Origin of the sequence: Burkholderia sp. 4NA327C6 (genome assembly GCF_005502655.1) — a bacterium.
Classification (GTDB): Bacteria; Pseudomonadota; Gammaproteobacteria; order Burkholderiales; family Burkholderiaceae; genus Burkholderia; species Burkholderia contaminans.
The window spans coordinates 87,643-104,612 of the sequence record NZ_SCNZ01000012.1; the positions used below are offsets into that span (position 1 = coordinate 87,643).

Sequence of the window (16,970 nt, forward strand, 5' to 3'; positions counted from 1 at the left end):
GGGCTGAACGGCCGCGCTCAGCGCGCGGCCTTCTGCACGAACTGCGGATCGACGCCGGCCGAATAGTCGGCGAGCACCGTCTGGATCGTGCCTTGCGATTTGAGGAACGTGGCCGTGGCCGCGAGCGACTTCGCGGCGCCCGACTGCGCACCGCCGCCGAGCCACGTCGGCGAAGCCTGCTCGGCCGCCGTCGGGAACGCGTAGAGCGCGAGGCTGGCCGGCACATCCTGCGCGTTCGCGCCCGATACCTTCGCGACCGCCGCGACCTGCGGCGAGCCGACCTTCCACGCCGCCGCATGCGCGCGGTAGTCGGCATCGGCCGCCGCGAGCACCTTCACGAAGCGCGTGACGAACTCGGGGTTCTCGCGCGCGAACTTGCGGCTCACGACGAAGCCGTCGAAGGTCGCCTTGCCACTTTCTTTCGCAACCTGGCCCGACGTCGTCAACACGGTGCCCGACTGCTTGACCTTCGCCAGCACCGGATCCCAGATGTAGGTCGCGTCGATGTCGCCGCGTGCCCACGCCGCCGCGACTTCGGGCGGACGCAGGTTGACGATCTTCACGTCGTTCGGATTGACGCCCGCGGCCTGCAGCGCGACGAGCGTGTGGAAATGCGACGTCGACACGAACGGCACGCCGATCTTCTTGCCCTTCAGCGCGGCGATGTTGGTGACGCCCGAGCCGTTGCGCGCAACGAGCGCCTCGGCGTCGTTGATGTTGTCGAGCACCCAGAACAGCGAAATGTCGAGCCCCTGCGACAGCCCGGCCGCGATCGGGCTCGAGCCCGCTTCGCCGAGTTGCACGGAGCCCGACGCGAGCGCGCGGATCACGTCGGCGCCGCTGTCGAGCTTGCGGAACGTGACCTTGTAGCCGGTCGCCTTTTCGACTTCACCGCTCGCCTGCGCGTAGCGCCACGGCACCACCATGTCCTGGTACGCGATCACGACTTCGCGCGTTTCGGCGTGCGCCGCGCCGAGCGCGGCAAAGGCGGTCAGCGCGACGACGGCGCGGCGGATGAAGCTGAAACGGGACATGCGGCTCTCCTTCGGAATGCGGGCATTGTTGCGGGAGAGCCGACTATAGGAGCTTTGCGCGCGGTGGGAGCGAACTTATCCTGCGAAGCTATCGATGCCGTTTCAGCTTTGCTTTCCATGCTTGACCGGATTGCGCGTCCGGTCGGGTGGCGATTGCCTTGCGAACGCAGGAATGGCGTCCGCATCAACGAAAAAGCCCGCATCGCTGCGGGCTTTTTTCGGGTTCGCCGGAAGACGGCGAAGCAAGGACGCTCAGACCACTCCGGCCCCGTGCGCCTGCAGATCGGCGTGATAGCTCGAGCGCACCATCGCGCCGACGGCCGCGTGCGTGAAGCCCATCTTGTACGCCTCTTCCTCGTACATCTTGAACGTATCCGGATGCACGTACGCGCGCACCGGCAGGTGGTGCTCGGACGGCTGCAGGTACTGGCCGATCGTCAGCATGTCGACGTCGTGCGCGCGCAGGTCGCGCATCACCTGCAGGATTTCCTCTTCGGTTTCGCCGAGGCCGACCATCAGGCCCGACTTCGTCGCAACGTCCGGATGCAGCGCCTTGAAATCCTTCAGCAGCTTCAGCGAGTGCGCGTAGTCCGAACCCGGGCGCGCTTCCTTGTACAGGCGCGGCACGGTTTCGAGGTTGTGGTTCATCACGTCCGGCGGGGCGGCGTTCAGGATCGAGATCGCGCGGTCGAGACGGCCGCGGAAGTCCGGCGTCAGGATTTCGATGCGCGTTTCCGGCGACTGTTCGCGCACTTCGCGGATGCACTCGACGAAGTGGCCGGCGCCGCCGTCGCGCAGGTCGTCGCGGTCGACGCTCGTGATCACCACGTACTTGAGCTTGAGCGCGCCGATCGTACGCGCGAGGTTCTTCGGCTCGTCCGGATCGAGCGGATCGGGGCGGCCGTGGCCGACGTCGCAGAACGGGCAGCGGCGCGTGCACTTGTCGCCCATGATCATGAACGTCGCGGTGCCCTTGCCGAAGCATTCGCCGATGTTCGGGCAGCTCGCTTCCTCGCACACGGTATGCAGGTTGTGCTCGCGCAGGATCGTCTTGATCTCGTTGAAGCGCGAACTGCCGGTGGCCGCCTTCACGCGGATCCACTCGGGCTTCTTCAGCTTCTCGATCGGAATGACCTTGATCGGAATGCGCGCCGTCTTCGCCTGCGCCTTCTGCTTGGCGGTCGGATCGTAGGCAGGAGTCGCGGCCGAATCGGCCGGTGCGGGAGAAGCGGTAACGTCAGTCATTCGAATGTTGTTCCAGTGCCTGCGGCTTGTCGGCGGCCGCGGATGCGCCGTCGAGGTTGGCGATCAGACGGCGCACCAGCGTGTGCGCGACGTCGTTCCAGTCGGCGGCAACCTCGAGGCTCGCCATGTCGACAGTTTCCAGTCCGGCATAGCCGCACGGGTTGATCGCAAGAAACGGGCGCAGATCCATCTTCACGTTCAGGCTCAGCCCGTGATAGCTGCAGCCGTTGCGGATCTTCAGGCCGAGGGCCGCGATTTTCGCGCCCTCGTGCACGCCGGACGCCACGTAGATCCCGGGCGCGCCCGCCTTGCGGACCGAAGCGAGATTATACGCCGCGAGGGTTTCGATCACGGCCTCCTCGATCTTCGTCACGAGCGTGCGCACCATCAGCTTGCGCCGGCGCAGGTCCAGCAGCAGGTACGCGACGATCTGGCCGGGGCCGTGGTAAGTGATTTGCCCGCCGCGGTCGACCTTCACGAGCGGCACGCCGCTGTCGGCCACCAGCAGGTGGGCCGGGTCTCCGGCCTGGCCGAGCGTGTAGACGGGCGGGTGCTCGACCAGCCAGATCTCGTCGCCGGTATCGGCCGTGCGCGTGTCGGTGAACGCGCGCATCGCGTCGAAGCTCGCCTCGTAGGTCTCGACGCCCCGCCACCGCACGGTGACCGGCGGGGCCGGCTGATCCGGGGACCCGGCGGGCGATGCGGAAACGGCAACAGGCGTGGACATGATGGAAACCGGCGAGACGGACATGGGCGGTAGTTTACCGAAAACCCGTGGGTCTCGCCGGCCTCGGCAGAGGGACGGATCGCCGGTATCCGTCGGAGGAAATGATGGTCAGACGGTGCGCCAGCCGTCGTGAAGCAGCGCGGTCAGGCGTTCGCGCAGCCGTGCCAGCCCGCCGAGCGCGACTTCCCGGGGCGGCCGCGACACCGAGAACGCGACGCGCGTGCCCTCCCGGCCTTCCGCGCTGAGCCACAGCCGCTCGCCGCGGCGCAGCTTCAGCGTTTCGCCGTCGACCAGGAAGTAGTCGTTGACGTCGTTGCTGCGCGTCGCCCAAACCGGCCCGCTCTGGACGATCAGCCGCGTGCTGCGTTGTACCTTCATCGGCACGGTTTCGCCCGCGGGGATTTCGAACGTGATGCTTGAAGAGATTTCTTGCATGATCGACTCCGCCAATAAGTGCTCCGATGGCTACAATCGTAGTCACTCCAAGGCGTCAGACAAAACGACCAATTTTCACGTCGATGTGAGGAAAATTAGCAAATGGACCTCCGCCAGCTACCTGCGCTGAACGCGATTCGCGCGTTCGAAGCCGCCGCCCGTCACGAGAATTTCTCGCGCGCCGCCGACGAGCTGTTCGTCACGCACGGCGCGGTCAGCCACCAGGTCCGCGCACTCGAGGAGGAGCTCGGCGTGCAGCTGTTCACGCGCAACGGCAAGCGGCTGTGCCTGACCGACGCCGGCATGCGCTACGCGCAGCAGATCCGCACCGCGCTGATGGTGATCGCTGACGCGACCCGCGACGTGCGCGCGAGCGACCGCGACCGGCGGCTCGTGGTGTCGATGCTGTCGTCGTTCGCCGCGCGCTTCATCACGCCGCGCATCGGCACGTTCATCGAGCGGCATCCGGAAATCGACGTCGAGCTGCAGTCCACCAACTCGCTCACCGATTTCGCGCGCGACGACGTCGATCTCGCGATCCGGTTCGGCCAGGGCAACTATCCGGGGCTGCACGTCGAGCCGTTGTTCGACGAGGTGTTCTTTCCGGCGTGCGCGCCGACGCTGAACGGCGGCAAGCTGCCGCAAACGCCCGCCGATCTCGTGCACTACCCTCTGCTGCGCTCGGACGACGAGCTGTGGCGGCCGTGGTTCGACGCGGCCGGGCTCAAGACGCTGACCGAGCCGAAACGGGGGATTCTGTACCAGGACTCGTCGAACCTGCTGCTGGCCGCGATCGACGGCCAGGGCATCGCGCTGGTGCGCCGCTCGCTCGCGGTACACGACCTGCTCGACGGGCGCATCGTGCGCCTGTTCGACATCGACGGGCCGAGCCCGTGGCACTATTTTTTCGTGTGTCCGCCGCCGCTCCTGAACACGCCGCGCGTGCAGGCGTTCAGGACCTGGCTGCTTCAGGAAGTCGCCGAATACAAGCAGCTGTGCGACGAACTGGACGCGCGGCGCGCGGCGGGGAAGACCCCGGCCGAGTGCGCGCAGGAAGGAGGATGGAGGGCGTAGGGCCTGTTCCCGCTAATAACAGGCCCTAGAGTACGACCTTGACCATCGGATGGCCGGTCAGTGCGCGGTAGATGTTGTCGAGCTGTTCCTGGCTCGTCGCCCGCACGGTGATCGTGAGGCCCGTGTAATTACCGCCGCTCGACGCACGCTCCTCGATCTTCTCGACATCGATCTCGTTGTCGTGAACGGCCACGACCTTGAAGATCGTGTCCTTGAACTCCGGGTGCGCCTTGCCCATGATCTTGATCGGGAAATCGCACGGGAACTCCAGCAGCGACTCCTTCCGGGTATCGATCGCGCCGGTCACCTCGATGGTTTTGGTGGGTTCGCTCATCATTTGCTCCGGGTTAGGTCAAACTGTTCAAACTCGCGCGCTTTCGCGCGCTGGTACGCGTCATACAACGCCGCGAATACGGGGCCCGGCTTTCCGCCATGCACGGGCAGATCGTCGAGCGACGTGACGGGCAGCACTTCCTTCGTGGCCGACGTGATCATGATTTCGTCGGCCGCGCGCAACTCCACTTCGCTGATCTCGCGTGCGACGAACGGGATCTTGCATTCGTCCGCCAGTTCCTCGATCAGCGCGTAGCGGATCCCCTCGAGGATCTTGTTGCTGCGCGGCGGCGCGAGCAGCTCGCCGTTCTTCACGATCCACACGTTCGACGACGAGCCTTCCGTCAGGTTGCCGTCGCGCAGTTGCAGCGTCTCGAACGCATCGCGTTCGGCCGCATGCTGCGCCATCAGCACGTTGCCGAGCAGCGAGATCGACTTGATGTCGCAATGCAGCCAGCGACGATCCTCGGCCGTCACGCAGCGCACACCCTTCGCGCGCTCGTCTTCCGACGGCAGGCGCAGCGGGCTCGTCATCATGAACACCGTCGGCACCGCGTTCGCCGGGAACGCGTGGCCGCGCTTCGCGACACCGCGCGTCACCTGCAGGTAGACGAGCGCGTTGGCCGCTCCGAGCCCTTCGGCATTCGCCGCGACGACGCGCTCGATCAGCGCACGCCAGCCCGCGTCGTCGTGCGGGCTCGCGATGCCGATCTTCTTCAGGCTGCGCTCGAGCCGCGCCAGATGCTGCTCGATCCGGAACGGCACGTGCGCGCCGTCGTGCGCATAAACGGGGACAACTTCATACACGCCGTCGCCGAAGATGAACCCGCGGTCGAGCACCGGTACACGGGCTTCCGACAGCGGCACCATTTCCTCCTGCGACGATACGCTGAGGTAGACGATCGGTTCGAATTCGGCTTGGCTCATAGCTATGACAGATGGGGATGAAGTCGTGAAAACAAAGGCCCGTCGTGCTTACTTCTTCTTGCTGAACATCAGCAGGATCGAGTCCCAGATACGCCCGAAGATACCCGCTTCCGGCACGGCCTGCAGTGCGACGACCGGGAATTCGGACAGCGTCTTGCCGTCGGCGACGATCTTCACGGTGCCGACCTGCTGGCCTTCCGCGAGCGGCGCGATCAGCGGCGCGTTGACGTCGACTTCCGTCTTGATCTTGTCGCCGAGGCCGCGCGGCACGGTCGCCCACTGGTCGCCCTTCACGCCGACCTGCACGGTGTTTTCCTTGCCCTTGTAGACGCGCGGCGTCGACATCGCCTGGCCGCCCTTGAACAGGCGCACCGAATCGAACGCGCTGTAGCCGTAGTTCAGCATCTTCATGCTGTCCTGCGTGCGGTCGCTTTCCTTCTGCTCGCCCATCATCACCGATACGAGGCGGCGCTGGCCGTCCACGCCCGGAATCGCGCGCTTCGACGACGCGATCAGGCAATAGCCGGCCGCCTGCGTGTGGCCCGTCTTCAGGCCGTCGACCGTCGGGTCGAGCCACAGCAGACGGTTGCGGTTGCCCTGGCGGATGTTGTTGTACTTGAATTCCTTCTCCGAGAAGATGCCGTAGTACTGCGGAAAATCGCGGATCAGGTGCGCGGACAGCTTCGCGAGGTCGCCGGCCGTCGTGTAGTGGTTCGGGTCGGGCATGCCGTTCACGTCGGCGAAGTGCGTGCCCTTCATGCCGAGGCGCTGCGCCTCGTCGTTCATCAGCGTGACGAACTGCCCTTCGCTGCCGCCGACGAGTTCGGCCAGCGCGATCGCGGCGTCGTTGCCCGACTGGATGATCATCCCGTACACGAGGTCGTGCACGGACACCGGCTTGTTCGCCTCGATGAACATGCGCGACTCGTCGCGGCCGACGCGGCGCACGGCTTCGCTCGGCGTGACGATCTGCTCCATCGAGATCTTCTTCTTGTCGAGCGCCTCGAACACGAGGTAGGCGGTCATCAGCTTCGTCAGCGACGCGGGCTCGACGCGTTCATCGGCATTGCCCGATGCGAGCACCGTGTTGCTGGTCGCATCGACGAGCACCCACGAGCGCGCATTCACGCCCGGCGGCGGCACCGCGCCCGGCATGTAGGTCGCGGGCGCGCCGGTGAACTGCTCGGTGGCGGCCGGCGCCGCATGCGCGGCCTTGGCCTTGGCGGCCGGCTTCGCCTCGGCGACGACGATCGTCGATGCGAGCGCGACGGGCAGCATCACGCCGAGCGCGACGTTGCGCGCGGCGGTGCCGAAGGCGATGGAGGAAGCGAGGGACTTGAGGCCTTGGGGAGACAGACGCATGATCGATTCAGGCTGATGGCAGAAAGTGCGGTGCGAAACGCGCAGGGTTGAACGGCAAGGCGGCGGGCGTTTCGGGCACTCGCCCGACATCGTCGGGCGACGCGAAACGCGCCGGTTGGACTCGTGCGGACGCGTTCGGTTCGCGGCCGTCGCGAGCGGGCGGACAGGCGGCGAAACGAGCGCCGCAATGGGCCCAGCCGGGCCGCGGGCGACGCGGAATCCGGCCATTATACGTGGGCGCGCAGGGCGTTTTCGCGAACCTGGCGCCGGATGGTTGCACATCGGCATCGGGCGCGGGGTGGCGGCAAGTTGCCCGTCATCGCACGCGAAGGTGTGCGAAAGGCATGCGCAGGCGAGGTGGAAGCGGGGTGGCACCGCACGGGGCGGCGCGATGTCGCGTGGGGAAAAGCGCGCCTCGGGCGAGGGCCGGAGGTCATGTGCAGGAAGCGACGCAGGCCGCCGGCGTCATGCCGGCAACCGCCCACTGGCTAGCGCCATGCGTCGACGATGATGCGCTTGAGCACGTGCAGCTTGCGATGCAGGAAATGCTCGGCGCCGGGGATCACGACGACCGGCAGTTCCTGCGGCCGCGCCCAGTCGTACACGGACGCGATCGGCACCGTGTCGTCGGTTTCGCCGTGGATCACGAGCGTGTTCTCGGGCACGTCGGCCACCTGCCAGCGACTCGCGGCCGTGCCGACGAACACCATCCGTTCGATCGTCTCGCCCGCGTCGCGCAGCCGCTTCGCGACGTGCGACAGCACGAAGGTGCCGAACGAGAAGCCCGCGAGCACGAGCGGCAGGTCGGCATACGCGGGCTGCGCGCGCATGTGCGCGAGCACCGCGAGCAGGTCGTCGGCCTCGCCGGTGCCGTTGTCGTGCACCCCTTCGGTCGCGCCGACGCCGCGGAAGTTCGACCGGAACACGACGTAGTTCAGCTGCACGAGCGTGCGCGCGAGGGTTTGCGCGACCTTGTTGTCCATCGTGCCGCCGAACAGCGGATGCGGATGCGCGACGAGCGCGATGCCGCGCGGCGCGGCGCCGCTTTCGCGCACTGCGTCGGGGAGATCGACGGCGATTTCGATCTGCCCGACCGGGCCCGCGATCAGCGACTTCTGCGTATGAACGTTCATTCGGCCGGCCCGCTCAGATCTTCAGGCGGTCGACGACCTTGCCGTCGCGCAGGTGCGACTCGACGATCTCGTCGATGTCGGCCTGGTCGACGTACGTGTACCACGTGCCTTCCGGATACACGACCATCACGGGCCCTTCCTCGCAGCGGTCGAGGCAGCCGGCCTTGTTGATGCGGACCTTGCCGGGCCCCGCGAGGCCGAGCTCCTTCACGCGCTTTTTCGCGTATTCCTGCATGGTCTGCGCGTCGCATTGCGCGCAGCTCGGGCGTTCGGCGCCCGGTTCGCGCTGGTTCAGGCAGAAGAAGACGTGGTGCTGGTAGTAGGAATCCATGATGGTGACGAGCGGCCCGGCGCGAGGCCGTGCGGAAAGAGGAGCGGTTGTCGCTGCGCGGGGCAACGGGTGTGTAGTGTTCGGTGCCGATGGGTGCCGAACACTGCACTCATGCCGAAGATTATAGCGAGCGGCACGCGCCGCTGCCTGCGATACCGCCGCGACCGCGGCGCCGCAGCCCTCGCGTCACCGGCGCAAGGCAGACGGCAGCCATGCATGCTCGACGCGCTGGCCGAGCCAGATCAGCGCCGCGTACGGCCAGATCCACGCGAGCCAGCGCGCGAGGCTGTTGAAGTGCACGTAGCGGCCCTGCCGCCAGCCCGACAGCGTGAAGTCGAAGAACGGATTGACCGGCAGCAGGTTCACGAGCGCCACGCCGGCCAGCAGCGCGAGCGCCGCGAGCATCGCGCGCCCGGTCGCCGGCACGTGCAGCGCGACAAGCGCGGCCGCGAAGCCGAGCTCGATCCCGAGCCGCGCGCCGGGCGTCGCCCACACGACGACGAGGCCGGTGGCCGACTGCATGAACGTCGCGGCCGCCTTCAGCACGAGCGTCGCGGCGACGAGGGCGATCAGGAGCCGGATGCGCGGCGCACGCGGCCGCATCGCGAGCGACGCGATCGTCAGTGCGGCGAACAGCATCAACCCGCCGAGCGCGGCCTCCCATGCGGAATCGGACAGCCAGCCGTCGACGCGCTCGGGCCATTCGCCCACGCGCCATGCTGCCGGCAGCCACGCAAGCAGCGCGTCCTGCATCGACGCGTCGGCGCGCTCCCACAGCGCGGCCGGCCAGTCGCCGATGCCGAACAGGAACGGCGACGGGAACAGGATCGCGAACGGCCACAGCCCGGCGAGCAGCAGCGGCGTCGCGCCGTCGTCCTCGAACCACGCGAAGCGCAGCCGGCGCAGCGCGCCGCGATCGAGCAGCGCACCGGTGGCCGGCGCGACGAGCGCGGCGCCCAGCAGCGCACCGAGCGCATTGGCCGCGAGATCGAGATTCGACGCGACGCGCGTCGGCAGGTAGGTTTGCAGCGCCTCCATCGAGCCCGACAGCAGCACGCCGAGCCCGGCCGCGATCAGCGTCGCGGCCACGCCGCGCGAGCGCGGGTGCAGCGCGAGCACGGCGAGCGCGCCGAACGGCATGTAGCCGACTACGTTCGTGACGACGTCGAATGCGGTCACGTAGCGCTGCATCGGCGCGAACAGGTAGTCGAACGGCCCGATGCCGAGCGACACCCAGCCGCCGAACGGATACAGCGACGCGTAGACGACGAGTGCCGCGTAAGCGGCAAAGGCCTGCCGCGCGAGCGGCGATGCGCGAGGGGTGCCGGTCGCGCTCATCGCGGCTGCGCGGCACGCGTCACGGCGTGCCCGCGTACGCCTGCATGCCGACCCACGCGGCGATCTGCGACACGAGCTGATCGCTCGCCGTCGCGAGCGCGCGGGCGCCACCCGCCGCATCGGGCGTGCTCGACGGCGCTCGTGCAACGAACGTGCGCTGGCCGAGCACCTTGCCGTCCAGCATCAGCGTCGCGCGCGCGGTCACGGCGCCGTGGCTCTGCGACTGGCCGTCGAACACCTGTTCGAATTCGTTCAGGTCGACCTTGAGGGTCGGCGCGCGCACGCCGTCGGTGCCTTCGAGCACCGTGCCGCGCGACGACAGCGCGCCGCGCAGCCGCTGCGTGAGCAGCTGGGCGGGCGGCGCAGTCCAGCGGCTGTCGCGGTAGACGGCCACATGCTGTACGTCCACATACGCGAGGCGGTAGGCGAACTTGTCGGAGTCGAGCGCGTCGGGCGCGGCGACGTCGAGCACCTTCAGCGCGGGCCCCGGGCCTGCGGACACGACCGACGTGGCCGGCCCGAGGTCGTAGCGCACATTCGACAGCACCGCGCTGTTGCCGGCGCAGCCGGCGGCGAGCGACAGCGTCAGCACGGCAAGCGCGGCCGCGGCGGGACGCAGCGCGCGGTCAAGGATTCGTGGCATGGCGTGTTCCTGCATGATGTTTCCGGTTTCGATGGGTATCACTGCCCGGCCGTCGCACCCGGCCAGACGAAGCCGGGCTCGCCGGGCCCCGGCGCCGCGCCGGGCGAACCGAACAACAGACTGCGCGGATTGCGGCCAAGTTCACCGGCCACGTCCTTCAATTGCCGCGATGCGTCGCCGACGTTGCCGGCGAGCGCGTTGAAACGCGGCAGCGTGTCGTACTGCACGCGCGCGTTGAGGTCGTTCAGCGCGACGCCGACCTGCTCCGCGGCCGTGCCGGCCTTGTTCAGGTTCGACACGAGCGGCCCGTTCGGCTGCAGCAGCGTGTTCGCCGACGCCATTGCGCGGTTCACCTCGTGCATCGTCTCCGGCAACGCGGTGACCGCCGGGCCGAGCTGCTTCGTCAGCGTGGCGGCGCCATCGGCCGCGTGCTGCAGGCTCTCGGCGGTCGCGCGCAACTGCTCGCGCATCTCGGGCGACATCAGCGCATTCGCGCTCTTCGCGGCCAGTTCGAGCTGCCGCAGCAGCACGTCGCCGCGCTCCTGGATCTGGTCGAACAGGCTCGGGCGCATCGGGATCTGCGCGATCGCCTTCGCCGACGACGGCAACGGCGCGAGATCGCGGCCCGTGTCCTCGAGCTGCACGAACGCAATGCCCGTCACGCCCTGGAAGCCGAGGCTGCCGTAGGTCGACTGCGTGATCGGTGCGTCCTGGTCGACGAGGATCCGGATCCGGATCTGGCCCGGGTGCGAGCGATCGAAGCCGATCGACTGCACCTTGCCGACGTCGAGGCCGCGAAAGCGCACGGCCGCGTCCGGGAACAGCCCCGTCACGTTGGTGCGCGCGAGCAGGTCGTACGGCACGCGCACGGTGCGGTCGACGTTGAACCAGAACACGGTGCCCGCGATCGCGAGCGTCAGCGCGATCGTGAACAGGCCGGCCCAGAACGCATGTGATTTGTTTTCCATTCGCGGATTCCTTGCTCCTACAGCTCGACGCTCGACAGCGCCGGTTCGAGGGCCGCCTTCGGCAGCTTCGCGCGCCGCTCGGGCGGCAGCGCCTGCAATGCGCGGCGCCCGCGCAGCCCCAGGAAGTATTCGTGGATGAACGGATGGTCGACGTTCGCGGCCTCCTCGACCGGCGCGGCGACCAGCACCTTGCGGTCGGCCAGCACCGCGACGCGTGTCGACAGCGCGACCATCGTGTCGAGATCGTGCGTCACCATCACGACGGTCAGCCCGAGCGTGCGATGCAGCGTCGCGATCAGCTCGACGAATTCGTCCGACGCCTGCGGATCGAGGCCGGCCGTCGGCTCGTCGAGGAACAGCAGCTCGGGCTCGAGCGCGATCGCGCGCGCGATGCCCACCCGCTTGACCATCCCGCCCGACAGCGCGGCCGGCATCTTCGACGCATGCTTGCACGGCAGCCCGACCATCTCGAGCTTCAGCATCACGATGTCGTGCAGCAGGTCCGGCGGCACGCGGCCGAGCTCGCGCAGCGGCTGCGCGACGTTGTCGAATACCGTCATCGACGAGAACAGCGCGCCCTGCTGGAACAGCATCCCGGAGCGCGTGCGCATCATCCGCGCGCTCGCGTCGTCGATCGTCGCCGTATCTTCGCCGAACACCTTGATCGTGCCCGACGTCGGCCGCTCGAGGCCGAGGATCTGCCGCACGAGGGTGGTCTTGCCGGAGCCCGAGCCGCCGACGATCGCCACGATCTCGCCGCGCCGCACGTCGAAGTCGAGCTTCTGGTGAATGATGTTGCGCCCGTAGCGCTTGGTCAGGTTGCGCACCTCGATCACGAGGTCGGCTGCATCGGCCGCCGCAGCCGGCCCGGCAGCGACCGCCCCGGCGCCGATGGCCGCGGCGTGCGCGGTCGTTTCGTTCGAAGCGTTCATCCGAGCCCCACGTTCTGGAACAGGATCGCGAACACCGCGTCGGCGAGGATCACGACCGTGATCGACGACACGACCGACGTGGTCGTGCCTTCGCCGAGGCTCTGCGAGTTCGCCTTGATCCGGAAGCCGAAATGGCAGGCGACCAGCGCGATCAGCATGCCGAACACGACGCCCTTGCCGACCCCGATGTACAGGTTCGCGATCGGCACGACGCCCGGCAGCGAGCGCACGAAATAGTTGACGTCGATGCCGAGTACGAGCTTCGCGGCGAGCGCGCCGCCCGTCAGCGCGATGATGTTGGTCCACATCACGAGCAGCGGCATTGCAATGCCGAGCGCGAGCACGCGCGGCAGGATCAGCCGCAGCCCGTGCGGGATGCCCATCACGCGCATCGCGTCGAGTTCCTCCGTCACGCGCATCACGCCGATCTGCGCGGTGATCGCCGAGCCCGAGCGGCCCGCGACGAGAATCGCCGACAGCACCGGGCCGAGCTCGCGGATCACCGACAGCCCGAGGATGTTCACGATGTAGCGGTTCGCGCCGAACATCTGCAGCTGCTGCGCGGACAGGTAGCTGAGCACGATGCCGATCAGGAACGCGACGAGCGCGGTGATCGGCAGCGCCTGCGCGCCGGCGCTGTAGATGTTCGCCGAGGTTTCCTTCCACGGCATCGTCTTCGGGCGGCGCAGCACCGACAGCGCATCGAGGATCACGAGGCCGAACATCGCGATGCCGCCCTGCAGGTGTTCGCCGAACGCGAAGATCGCCTGGCCGAGCCGCGTGACGGGATCGAACCGCACGATGCGCTCGGGCGCCTCGCGCTGGCTGTCGAGCCGCTCGATGCGCTCGAAGATCGTGCGCTGCGTGGCGCTCAGCGCGACGCCGGCCGGCAGCTTGCGGCCCCACACGCGCCACAGCGCCTGGCCGCCGACGTGGTCGAGCCGCTCGATGCCGGACAGATCCCATTCGCTCACGCGCCCGGACGCGATGCTCGCGATGCGGCGCGCCACCGCGCCGCGATTGCGTGCAAGCGCGAGCGCGGTCCACTGACCGGTCAGGCGCACCGTCTGGCCCTGGCCGCCGGCGTCGACCGACAGGCCGGGAGGAGTCTCGAAGTCCAAGGGCAGGTTGTTTGCAAAAAGGTGACAGCGGCCATTGTAGCGAACCGTCCGACGACGCGACGTGAGGATTTCGGTGGGGCGCCCGGCCGGGGGAGCCAGGCCGGGAACGCCGGCCCCGGGGGATGCGCGAGAGCCGACGCCGCCGGCCCGTTGCCGGCTTCGTCACCTTTCATTCTTCCGTCACGATTCCTTTCGATACTCTCACGCGCCGCACCTCAGGCCGTCGGCGCCCCGCGCCGCCATGCGTTGCGACTCTCGCATTCCATAAAACAGAACACCGAACAGGACAACCGATGCGTCTCCCCCTGCTTTCCCGCCGTCGCGTGCCGGCCATCGCCGCGCTCGCCAGCCTCGCCTTCATCCTCGCCGCCTGTGGCGGCGACGACGTCACCTCGCAGCCGGTAACGCCGCCGGCGGCCCAGGCGCCCGTCGGCACGACGGCCACGCTCGCCCTGCTCGAGACGACCGACCTGCACACCAACGTGCTGTCGTACGACTATTTCAAGCTCGCCGCCGACAACTCGCTCGGCTTCGAGCGCGTGTCGACGCTGATCGCGCAAGCGCGCGCGCAGTATCCGAACACGCTGCTGCTCGACAACGGCGACACGATCCAGGGCACCGCGCTGTCGGACTACCAGGCGCTCGTGAAGCCGGTCGGCTGCGACCAGACGCTCGCGATCTACAAGGTGATGAACGCGGCGAAATTCGACGGCGGCGGGATCGGCAATCACGAATTCAACTACGGGCTGCCGTACCTGTCGCAGGTGACCGGCAACACGTTCGAGGTCGACGGCTTGCCGGCGCCGGCCCAGCAGAAGAAATGCGCGGGCCCGAACTTCCCGCAGGTGCTCGCGAACGTGATCAGCGCGAAGACCAACGCGCCGCTGTTCACGCCGTACACGATCCTGACCCGCACCGTGACCGCGACGACGCCGGACGGCAAGACCGTCAGCGCGCCCGTGAAGATCGGCATCATCGGCTTCACGCCGCCCGCGATCATGAGTTGGGACAAGCGCTGGCTCGACGGCAAGGTCTACACGACCGGCCTGAAGGAAGCCGCCGAGAAATACATTCCTGAGATGCGCGCGAAGGGCGCCGATCTCGTCGTCGCGATCTCGCACGGCGGCCTCGACAATTCCGCGTATTCGCCGACGATGGAGAACGGCAGCTGGTGGCTGTCGAAGGTGACCGGCATCGACGCGATGCTGATCGGTCACTCGCACCAGGTGTTCCCGGACGCGAACAGCACCGTGTCGCAGTTCAACCTGCCGGGCGTCGACAAGGTCAAGGGCACCGTCAACGGCGTGCCGACCGTGATGGCCAACTACTGGGGCAAGCACCTCGGCGTGATCAAGCTCGGCCTGAAATTCGACGGCAAGACGTGGAGCGTCGACAAGTCGCAGACGACCGTCGAGGCGCGGCCGATCCAGAACGCCGACAAGAGCTACGTCGCGGCCGATCCGTCGGTATCCGCCGCGATCGCGGCCGAGCACCAGGCGACGATCGACTACGTGAAGACGCCGATCGGCTCGACCGACTACCGGATGAACTCGTACTTCGCCGATGTCGGCGACCCGGGCGCGATCCAGATCGTCAACGAGGCGCAGGCCGACTACGTGAAGACCTACGTGCAGGCGAACCTGCCGCAATACGCGTCGCTGCCGGTGCTGTCGGTCAGCGCGCCGTTCAAGAGCGGCTTCGGCGGCGGCACCGACTACACCGACGTCGCGCCGGGCGCGCTCGCGATCAACAACGCGGCCGACCTGTACCTGTACCCGAACACCGTGTACGCGGTGAAGGTGAGCGGCGCCGACGTGAAGAACTGGCTCGAAACAGCCGCGAAGCGCTTCAACCGCATCGACCCGACCAAGGCGACCGTGCAGCCGCTCGTCAGCACGTTCCCCGGCTACAACTTCGACATGTTCACGTCGGCCGATCTCGCGTATGAAATCGACGTCACGCAGCCGGTCGGCAGCCGGATCAAGAACCTGACGTACAAGGGTGCGGCGATCGACCCGAACGCGCAGTTCATCGTCGCGACCAACAACTACCGCGCGAGCGGCGGCGGCAACTTCCCGGGCCTCGACGGCAGCAAGACGATCTTCGCGTCGCCCGATGCGAACCGCGACGTGCTGATCGCGTTCATCAAGAAGCGCGGCGCAATCACGCGCGCGGCCGACGGCGCCCAGCGCAGCTGGCGCTTCACGAAGCTCGCGAGCTCGGTCGCGCACGTGCAGTTCGCGTCCGCGCCGAATCGCCTCGGCGACGCGGCGGCGGCCGGCCTGACCGGCATCACGCAGGTCGCGGCCGACGACGGCTCGGGCAAGAACCTCGCCACCTACGAAATCGACCTCACGCAATGAGACCCGCGATGCAACCGATCCGGACGATGCGGCCGGCCGAAACCGGCCTCTCCGCCGCCGCGCGGCGCCTGCTGCGCGCGAAACTTCCGCCGGCCGCGCTGCTCGCGGTGGCGGCCGTGACCGTCGCGGCCGTCGTCGCGGCGACCGGCCTGCGCGGCGCCGGCCCCGCGCCGAGCGCCGCGCAGCTCGACGAGTGGCAGGCGATGGTCACGCAGGCCACCGAGCCGCACGCGCTCGCGCAGTTGCGCACGCTGGCGCGCGGCGGCTCGGGCGACGCGCAGGCGGCGCTCGGCATCGCGCTCGTCGACGCGCGCGAACCGGGCCTGCGCGACGAGGGGCGCGGCTGGCTGGAAACGGCCGCGGCAGCAAACAGCAAGGCCGACGCGCCGGCCGCGCGGCGTGCGCAGCTCGCGCTCGGCAAGGCGTTGCTGCTCGGCAGCAGCGACATGCCGAAGGACTATGCACGCGCCCGCACGCTGCTCGGCGAAGCGGCCGCGCAGGGCGACCCGGCCGCCGCGTATTACCTCGGGCTGATCTATCGCAGCGGTTACGGCGTCGCCGCCGATCCCGTGCAGGCCGCGCACTGGTTCGACGTCGCGTCGCGCGCGGACATCCCGGCCGCGGACTTCATGCTCGCGAACGCGTACCGCGAAGGCAGCGGCGTGCCGCGCGACGAGGCGCGCGCGCTGGCGCTGTATCGCCGCGCCGCCGAGCACGAGCTGCCGGAAGCCGTGCAGACGCTCGCGATGGCCTATCGCAACGGCGAGCTCGGGCTCAAGCCCGACGCGGACGAGTTCCATGCGCAGTGGATCGAGACCGCGCACGCGCTGAAGCACCCGGTCGTCGCGCCTTGACGATGCTTCCGCCCGCAGGCGCACACGCATGCGCGAACCGGCAGCCCGCCGGCATCCCGCCGGCTGCATGACGCGCATGCCGCGACGCCCCGCGCATCGATCACACGGCAACGGAATCGATCGCGGGGCGCGGGCCCGCGCGCCGTTTGC

17 protein-coding genes are annotated in these 16,970 nt (G+C 68.4%); 3 read left to right on the plus strand and 14 right to left on the minus strand.

The features are described from left to right. Positions 1-17 precede the first annotated feature (17 nt). From tauA to FFS49_RS14755, 4 genes are all read right to left on the minus strand, one after another. Complete coding sequence (gene tauA / locus FFS49_RS14740; RefSeq protein ID WP_105816754.1) at positions 18-1,034, minus strand: taurine ABC transporter substrate-binding protein; 1,017 nt, start codon at positions 1,032-1,034, stop codon at positions 18-20. 252 nt (positions 1,035-1,286) lie between these two features. Then, positions 1,287-2,279 carry a lipoyl synthase gene (gene lipA / locus FFS49_RS14745; RefSeq protein WP_039346279.1) on the minus strand — a complete coding sequence of 331 codons (993 nt, stop codon included), beginning with the start codon at positions 2,277-2,279 and terminating at the stop codon, positions 1,287-1,289. Beyond that, positions 2,272-3,030, minus strand: a complete 759-nt coding sequence (lipB, locus tag FFS49_RS14750) for a lipoyl(octanoyl) transferase LipB (RefSeq protein ID WP_105816753.1) — start codon at positions 3,028-3,030, stop codon at positions 2,272-2,274. Before lipB ends, lipA begins: the two co-directional genes overlap by 8 nt. Before the next feature lie 84 nt (positions 3,031-3,114). After that, positions 3,115-3,441 carry a DUF2917 domain-containing protein gene (locus tag FFS49_RS14755; protein ID WP_039346529.1) on the minus strand — a complete coding sequence of 109 codons (327 nt, stop codon included), beginning with the start codon at positions 3,439-3,441 and terminating at the stop codon, positions 3,115-3,117. A 102-nt stretch (positions 3,442-3,543) separates the two neighbouring features. Between FFS49_RS14755 and FFS49_RS14760 the strand changes: the two genes are divergently transcribed. Next, positions 3,544-4,515: a transcriptional regulator GcvA gene (locus FFS49_RS14760; RefSeq protein ID WP_105816752.1), complete on the plus strand. Its 972-nt coding sequence runs from the start codon at positions 3,544-3,546 to the stop codon at positions 4,513-4,515. A 25-nt stretch (positions 4,516-4,540) separates the two neighbouring features. On the opposite strand, the gene FFS49_RS14765 is transcribed toward FFS49_RS14760, so the two are convergent. The 10 genes from FFS49_RS14765 to FFS49_RS14810 all read right to left on the minus strand — a co-directional run bounded on the left by FFS49_RS14765 (position 4,541) and on the right by FFS49_RS14810 (position 13,603). Then, a complete protein-coding gene (locus tag FFS49_RS14765) occupies positions 4,541-4,849 on the minus strand; it encodes a YbeD family protein (protein WP_011353335.1) in 309 nt (102 codons plus the stop codon). Beyond that, a complete protein-coding gene (locus tag FFS49_RS14770) occupies positions 4,849-5,775 on the minus strand; it encodes a D-amino acid aminotransferase (protein ID WP_105816751.1) in 927 nt (308 codons plus the stop codon). Before FFS49_RS14770 ends, FFS49_RS14765 begins: the two co-directional genes overlap by 1 nt. Before the next feature lie 48 nt (positions 5,776-5,823). Next, the gene (locus tag FFS49_RS14775) at positions 5,824-7,137 is read right to left on the minus strand and encodes a D-alanyl-D-alanine carboxypeptidase family protein (protein ID WP_039346288.1); all 1,314 of its coding nucleotides are present in this window, start codon (positions 7,135-7,137) and stop codon (positions 5,824-5,826) included. Positions 7,138-7,625: 488 nt separating this feature from the next. Then, the gene (locus FFS49_RS14780; RefSeq protein WP_034198940.1) at positions 7,626-8,270 is read right to left on the minus strand and encodes an alpha/beta hydrolase; all 645 of its coding nucleotides are present in this window, start codon (positions 8,268-8,270) and stop codon (positions 7,626-7,628) included. Between the two features lie 13 nt (positions 8,271-8,283). Beyond that, positions 8,284-8,601, minus strand: coding sequence for a ferredoxin (locus FFS49_RS14785; RefSeq protein WP_011694422.1), 318 nt, complete (start codon positions 8,599-8,601; stop codon positions 8,284-8,286). A gap of 186 nt (positions 8,602-8,787) precedes the next feature. Then, on the minus strand, positions 8,788-9,939 hold the full coding sequence (locus FFS49_RS14790; RefSeq protein WP_105816750.1) for a VanZ family protein: 1,152 nt from the start codon (positions 9,937-9,939) through the stop codon (positions 8,788-8,790). A 19-nt stretch (positions 9,940-9,958) separates the two neighbouring features. Next, positions 9,959-10,582: an ABC-type transport auxiliary lipoprotein family protein gene (locus FFS49_RS14795; protein ID WP_105816749.1), complete on the minus strand. Its 624-nt coding sequence runs from the start codon at positions 10,580-10,582 to the stop codon at positions 9,959-9,961. 38 nt (positions 10,583-10,620) lie between these two features. Beyond that, entirely contained in the window at positions 10,621-11,550 is a 930-nt protein-coding gene (locus FFS49_RS14800) for an MlaD family protein (protein WP_039346314.1), read from the minus strand. A gap of 17 nt (positions 11,551-11,567) precedes the next feature. Then, on the minus strand, positions 11,568-12,482 hold the full coding sequence (locus tag FFS49_RS14805; RefSeq protein WP_137909846.1) for an ABC transporter ATP-binding protein: 915 nt from the start codon (positions 12,480-12,482) through the stop codon (positions 11,568-11,570). Next, positions 12,479-13,603, minus strand: coding sequence for an ABC transporter permease (locus FFS49_RS14810; protein ID WP_039346320.1), 1,125 nt, complete (start codon positions 13,601-13,603; stop codon positions 12,479-12,481). The genes FFS49_RS14805 and FFS49_RS14810 overlap by 4 nt, the downstream gene beginning before the upstream one ends. Positions 13,604-13,896: 293 nt before the next feature. Here FFS49_RS14810 and FFS49_RS14815 point away from each other — a divergent pair, with 293 nt between their 5' ends. Next, the gene (locus FFS49_RS14815; protein WP_039346322.1) at positions 13,897-15,966 is read left to right on the plus strand and encodes a bifunctional 2',3'-cyclic-nucleotide 2'-phosphodiesterase/3'-nucleotidase; all 2,070 of its coding nucleotides are present in this window, start codon (positions 13,897-13,899) and stop codon (positions 15,964-15,966) included. A gap of 8 nt (positions 15,967-15,974) precedes the next feature. Continuing rightward, positions 15,975-16,820: a tetratricopeptide repeat protein gene (locus FFS49_RS14820; RefSeq protein WP_105816747.1), complete on the plus strand. Its 846-nt coding sequence runs from the start codon at positions 15,975-15,977 to the stop codon at positions 16,818-16,820. Positions 16,821-16,970: the final 150 nt, after the last annotated feature.